The sequence below is a fragment of the Yoonia sp. genome, assembly GCF_046498525.1.
Taxonomy (GTDB): domain Bacteria; phylum Pseudomonadota; class Alphaproteobacteria; order Rhodobacterales; family Rhodobacteraceae; genus Yoonia.
In genome coordinates this window covers 1-5,524 of record NZ_JAWOAN010000074.1, presented here as the reverse complement: position 1 = coordinate 5,524, position 5,524 = coordinate 1, and the positions used below count along the sequence as shown (strand labels likewise).

The following is a 5,524-nucleotide window of genomic DNA, read 5'->3' as shown; positions in this document are numbered from 1 at the left end:
GAGATATAGCTAAAAGTTGGTGATGGCCCCTGAGGGGCGGCATATCATGGCGTTGTTCACGCGCCGCAATTCTCATCTGAGAAAAGGATATGCCACATGACGACAAATACCATTACCCAACTGCCCGATCCACAGGGATTTTCGCCTGATCCTCTGACAGAACTTTTACGGTCTGGCGCGCAGCGGTTGATTGAGCAAGCCGTCGAGGCCGAACTCGCTGTTCTGTTGGAAGCCTATGCATCCGACAAAACGGACGATGGCCGCGCGCGGCTGGTGCGCCATGGTCACCTGCCTGAGCGCGAGGTGATGACAGGGATTGGCGCGGTGCCAGTCAAGGTGCCCCGCGTGAGGGACCGGGGCGACGCCGCCGAGAAAGTTCGGTTCAGCTCGACAATCCTGCCGCCCTACCTGCGCAAAGCCAAATCCATCGAAGAGCTGCTGCCCTGGCTCTACCTCAAAGGCATTTCCACTGGCGACTTTCACGAAGCGCTCGCGGCGTTGCTTGGCCCCAATGCCGCAGGGCTGAGCCTGCTTGTAGGGCGGCGACTTGATCGCAGTCGTTGGTACGATCAAGTATCCCGGCAATGGAGGCCTGGTCAAACGTTGACGTGGCGTTGACGTAAACGAGCAAAAGGCCGATGGTATTATGATACCACCAGCTTAAGCGTTTGTTTTATTTGTTAGATTTGGTTGCGGGAGCTCGATTTGGACACTGTTTCAGCAAAATCAGAGAGGCGCAGGTCTCAAGATGACGTGGAGTGCTTATGTTCGAACGTAAGCGGTATGCCGATCACACGGTTTAGGCATGACCCCACGGCAGCAGCTTAATGATCTGGCTTTCCCAATGCCCGATGGCGGTGAGGATACCAGTTAAACACCGTTAACTGGCGAATTTTCAAACCTCTCCATTAGAATTTGGATGCTGAGATTAACTTGCATTCTGCAAGATTGACGTAACCTCCTGCAGGTCTAAACCAACCGGGTTCGCCTTCGTCGAAGATGCAGCCAGAGCTTGCCTCGCGGTATTTTCAAAATCGGTCTCGGGCAGGTTCAAATCGTGCAATGTCAGCAGCCCCTGTTTGTCCACAAAAGCCTTTAGATCTGATGCACCGTCGTCGCAGCCTGCATCAAAGCCCTGTGCAAGCCATGCGTCAACTTCTTCAAAGCGGATCGTCGGATAACCACGGCTCACAGCCGCTTCTCGGTTCACTTTCAGACTATCGGCCAATAACCTGCCGCATATGGCCCCATGCGCGCCGCCTTTTGCTCCGATCACCGAAGCAAGACCATGGACAATACCAAGCCCGGAGTTCGCAAGGGCAAGTCCGCTGAGATAGCTGGCCCGCGCCATGGTATCTCTTGCATCGGGAGTATCCTGCTTCATCAGGTCACGCAGCGCGCCGATGGCGAGCGGGATGGTGCCGCTGCACAGGGCATCGGTGACTGGGTTTGACCTGTTGCAAAGATAACTTTCGATCAGTTGCGTGATGGCATCCAATCCGGTTGCCAAAGTCAAAGCTTTGGGCAAGCCGTCAGTCAAAGCAGGGTCGATGATTGCCAGACGGGGCACAAGGCGTTGATCGCGCAGGCTGATCTTCAACTGTCTATCCGGAATGCCGATCACCGCGTTTCGTGTGGCTTCCGCACCTGTGCCTGCGGTTGTCGGCATGGCGACGAAAGGCAAAGGACAACTCAGGCGTCGAGGTTCTGCACTGCCAAGGGCAAAATACTCTGACGGATCACCCTCGCTGGGACACAGGCCGGAGACAGCCTTGCCAAGGTCAATTGCGGCACCACCCCCAACCGCCAGAACACAGTCGGCACCGAATGTCCGCGCCCGGGTCACGCTGTCGCGAACATCGTCTATATCCGGTTCGCCTTTTGAGAAAAAACTCTCGACGGCGGTTCCGCCAGATACAAGCATAGAGGCCAAGGCATCCACCCAAGGAACCGACCGCCCACGAACAAGAAATACGCGGCGTCCCAATCGCGCCACCTCGGTGGCTGCCAGTTTTCTGCTGTCACGGCCAAAAATCGTACGTTCAGGTGCAGTGAAAGAAAAAACGGTCATTCGACAGTGACCCCCGCCCGTGCGTAGCGCTTCGCCATTTCTGGTAGCGAAACAGGTTTGATCCTCGCGGCGTGGCCGGCGGTGCCGAACTGCTCGAAACGGTCGCGGCACACCGATGACATCGCCTCGATACCTGGTCCCAGATATTTCCGGGGATCGAATTCGCCGGGGTTGTCGGTAAAGACCTTGCGGATCGCACCGGTCAGAGCCATTCGTAAATCCGTATCGACATTCACCTTTCGCACGCCAAAGCGAATTCCGTTCTGGATCTCATCGACCGGAACACCCCAGGTTGGGGGGATATTTCCACCGTTGGCATTAATCATATCCTGCAATTCCTGCGGGACAGAAGATGATCCGTGCATGACCAGATGGGTACCGGGCAAGCGCGCATGGATTTGTCGCAAGCGGTCGATTGCCAGGATGTCACCGTCTGGCTTGCGGGTGAATTTATATGCGCCATGCGATGTGCCTATTGCCACAGCCAGAGCATCCACTTTTGTCAGGCGGACAAATTCGGCGGCCTCTTCAGGGTCGGTCAAGAGTTGATCACGAGACAAAGCACCTTCAAAACCGTGCCCGTCTTCAGCCTCGCCACGTCCGGTTTCAAGCGAACCCAAGTGCCCGATCTCTCCCTCGACAGACACGCCAACGAGATGCGCCATTTCAACCACCTTGGCTGTCACTGCGACATTTTCATCAAAACTGGCAGGTGTCTTTCCGTCCGACTTCAACGATCCGTCCATCATTACCGACGAGAAGCCGTTGGTGATCGCAGACAGGCAGGTCGCTGGCGCGTTGCCATGATCCTGATGCATGCAGACCGGGATATGTGGATAGAGAGCAATCGCCGATTTTATCAGATGCGAAAGGACAATATCGTTTGCGTATTCGCGCGCGCCCCGACTGGCCTGCATGATAACAGGGCTGTCAGTAGCGTCCGCAGCCGCCATGATTGCCAGCATCTGTTCCATGTTGTTCACGTTGAAAGCTGGTAACGCATAGTCATGCTCTGCTGCGTGATCAAGCAGTTGGCGCAATGAAACGAGGGGCATCTGATATCCTTTGTGTCACGAAATTTCGGCTTGGGACGCGGACATGCGGTGATAGTCGATCAAGCGTTCGACCTCTTTTTCTGAACCCAATATTACAGGGACGCGCTGATGGTGGCCATCTGGTGCAAGATCGAGGATACGCTTCGTGCCTGTGGTCGCAGCACCGCCAGCCTGTTCCACGAGAAAAGCCATTGGATTTGCCTCATACAGAAGCCGCAGTTTTCCGCCTTGCGCCCTGTTGCCATCATCCATGGGGTAGAGAAATACGCCTCCCCGTGTGATGATCCGATGGACATCTGCAACCATCGATGCTGTCCAGCGCATATTGAAATCCCGTCCGCGTACACCTGTAAGCCCTTGTAGACACTCCTCGACATATTGGCGGATCGAAGGGTCCCAAAGACGGTAGCGCGAGGCATTTATTGCGAATTCCGACGTTTCAGCAGGGATTTTCATGTCACGATGCGTAAGCCGGAAGTCACCGGTTCCATATTCGCATGTGAAGCCGAATACGCCTTGCCCGATGGTCAAGACCAGCATCATCGACGGGCCATATATTGCGTATCCGGCACAGACCTGATCTCTGCCCGCTTTCAACACATCGCGGTCACTATCGATCGCGACATTGCAAATTGAAAAAATGGACCCGACAGACAGATTAACTTCGATATTCGAAGACCCGTCCAACGGATCGTAGAACAGAAGATAGTCTCCGGCTTCAGGCTCTTTCAGCCATGTCGCCTCTTCTTTTTCTTCACTGACCAGCGCCGCAAGGCGGGGCGAATTTCCGCAGATGCGGGCAAAGGCTTCGTCCGCGATCACGTCCAGCTTCTTTTGTTCTTCCCCTTGGATGTTGGTTTCCCCTGCCAGCCCATGGGTGCCTTCAAAGGCGGCATTGCGCAGGCGGTTTCCGATCACACGGCAGGCCGATGCGATATCTTCGAGCAGGAAGATCAGATTCGGGTCCAGTGGTGCTTTTTGGGCGTGCCGTGTCAGAAAGCGCCGCAAAGTCTGGGTATCGGACATCGCCTAGAACCTCATCGTTGCATCGACGGCGCGCTGCCATGCACCGTATTTTGCGGCGCGCGTTTCTTCATCCATGTGCGGCTCGAAACAGCGGTCCAGCGACCATTGGGCCGCGAATTCCTCTTGTGCGGGGTACAGTCCGGCCCGTTGTCCGGCCAGCCATGCCGCGCCCATGGCCGTGGTTTCCAGCGCTTTTGGCCGGTCCACTCTGGCGCCGATGATGTCCGACAGGAACTGCATGGCGAAATCCGATGCGCTCATGCCGCCGTCCACCCGCAGGGTTTCCGCCTTGCGCTTCGGCAACGTGGTGTCACCGGCGTCCTGCCAATCGGCCTGCATCGCCTGAAGCAGGTCGCGCGTCTGGAAACCCACGCTTTCCAGCGCGGCCCGCGCCAGTTCTTCAGGACCGGAATTGCGCGTCAGACCAAAGATGGCACCACGACATTCCGCGTTCCAATAAGGCGCGCCCAACCCCGTGAAGGCGGGAACCAGGACGACCTGCTGCGCGGGGTCGGCTTTTTCCGCCAGCGGCTGGGTCTCTTTAGCCTCGCGAATGATCTTGAGACCGTCGCGCAGCCACTGCACCACGGCACCGGCAATGAAGATGGAACCTTCCAGCGCATAGGTGGGCTTGCCGTCAAGCTGATAGGCAATCGTCGTCAGCAGGCGGTTTTGCGACCGCACCGGCGTATCGCCGGTGTTCAGAAGGGCAAAGCAGCCGGTTCCGTAAGTGGACTTCAACATACCCGGCTTGAAACACGCCTGTCCTACCGTCGCGGCCTGCTGATCGCCCGCAATTCCGAGGATCGGGATGGGGCGGCCAAACAGATCCGCGCGCGTTTCACCAAAATCGGCGGCGCTGTCCCGCACCTCTGGCAACATCGACATGGGAATCCCCAGACGGTCGCAGATGGTCTTTGACCAGCGGCCCTTACGGATATCGTAAAGCATGGTGCGCGCGGCATTCGTGGCATCGGACACATGCACCTTGCCCCCTGTCAGGTTCCAGACCAGCCATGTGTCGACAGTGCCGAAAACCAGCTCTCCCGCTTCGGCGCGTGCGCGAACCCCGTCGGTGTTGTCCAAGATCCAAGCCAGTTTCGTTCCCGAAAAATAAGGATCCAGCAATAGTCCCGTGCGGTCGGTCACGGTTTCCTCAAAACCCTCTTCCTTCAATGATTTGCACAAGGCCGAGGTGCGCCGATCCTGCCAGACGATGGCATTATGAACAGGTTTGCCGGTCTTGCGATCCCAAACCAGCGTCGTCTCGCGCTGATTGGTGATGCCGATGGCGGCGATGCTTTCAGCGTTGGCACCTGCTTTTTCGATGACGGCGCGGCATGTCGCGGCAGTTGTTGCCCACAAATCAGCC

The 5,524-nt window shown here is 56.8% G+C and carries 4 protein-coding genes and 1 pseudogene; 1 reads left to right on the top strand and 4 read right to left on the bottom strand.

Annotated elements, in window-relative coordinates; all coding sequences use genetic code 11:
- Positions 1-96: 96 nt before the first annotated feature.
- Positions 97-591 (top strand): annotated as a pseudogene (locus R6T97_RS04955) (transposase); the annotation flags it as partial.
- A 337-nt stretch (positions 592-928) separates the two neighbouring features.
- On the opposite strand, the gene R6T97_RS04950 reads toward R6T97_RS04955, so the two are convergent.
- From R6T97_RS04950 to glpK, 4 genes are all read right to left on the bottom strand, one after another.
- A complete protein-coding gene (locus R6T97_RS04950; RefSeq protein WP_410348193.1) occupies positions 929-2,071 on the bottom strand; it encodes an iron-containing alcohol dehydrogenase in 1,143 nt (380 codons plus the stop codon).
- Positions 2,068-3,126 (bottom strand): class II fructose-bisphosphate aldolase, encoded by a 1,059-nt coding sequence (gene fba / locus R6T97_RS04945; protein ID WP_410348192.1) that lies wholly within the window; start codon positions 3,124-3,126, stop codon positions 2,068-2,070. The genes R6T97_RS04950 and fba overlap by 4 nt, the downstream gene beginning before the upstream one ends.
- A 15-nt stretch (positions 3,127-3,141) precedes the next feature.
- Positions 3,142-4,152, bottom strand: coding sequence for a class 1 fructose-bisphosphatase (locus R6T97_RS04940; RefSeq protein WP_410348191.1), 1,011 nt, complete (start codon positions 4,150-4,152; stop codon positions 3,142-3,144).
- 3 nt (positions 4,153-4,155) lie between these two features.
- Positions 4,156-5,524: glycerol kinase GlpK (gene glpK, locus R6T97_RS04935; RefSeq protein ID WP_410348190.1), on the bottom strand; the 1,369-nt coding region annotated here is incomplete at its 5' end.

Excerpts from the sequence above, each read along its gene's own strand:
- R6T97_RS04940 (WP_410348191.1), bottom strand. The coding sequence starts at position 4,152 with ATGTCCGATACCCAGACTTTGCGGCGCTTTCTGACACGGCACGCCCAA.
- fba (WP_410348192.1), bottom strand. The coding sequence starts at position 3,126 with ATGCCCCTCGTTTCATTGCGCCAACTGCTTGATCACGCAGCAGAGCAT.
- R6T97_RS04950 (WP_410348193.1), bottom strand. The coding sequence starts at position 2,071 with ATGACCGTTTTTTCTTTCACTGCACCTGAACGTACGATTTTTGGCCGT.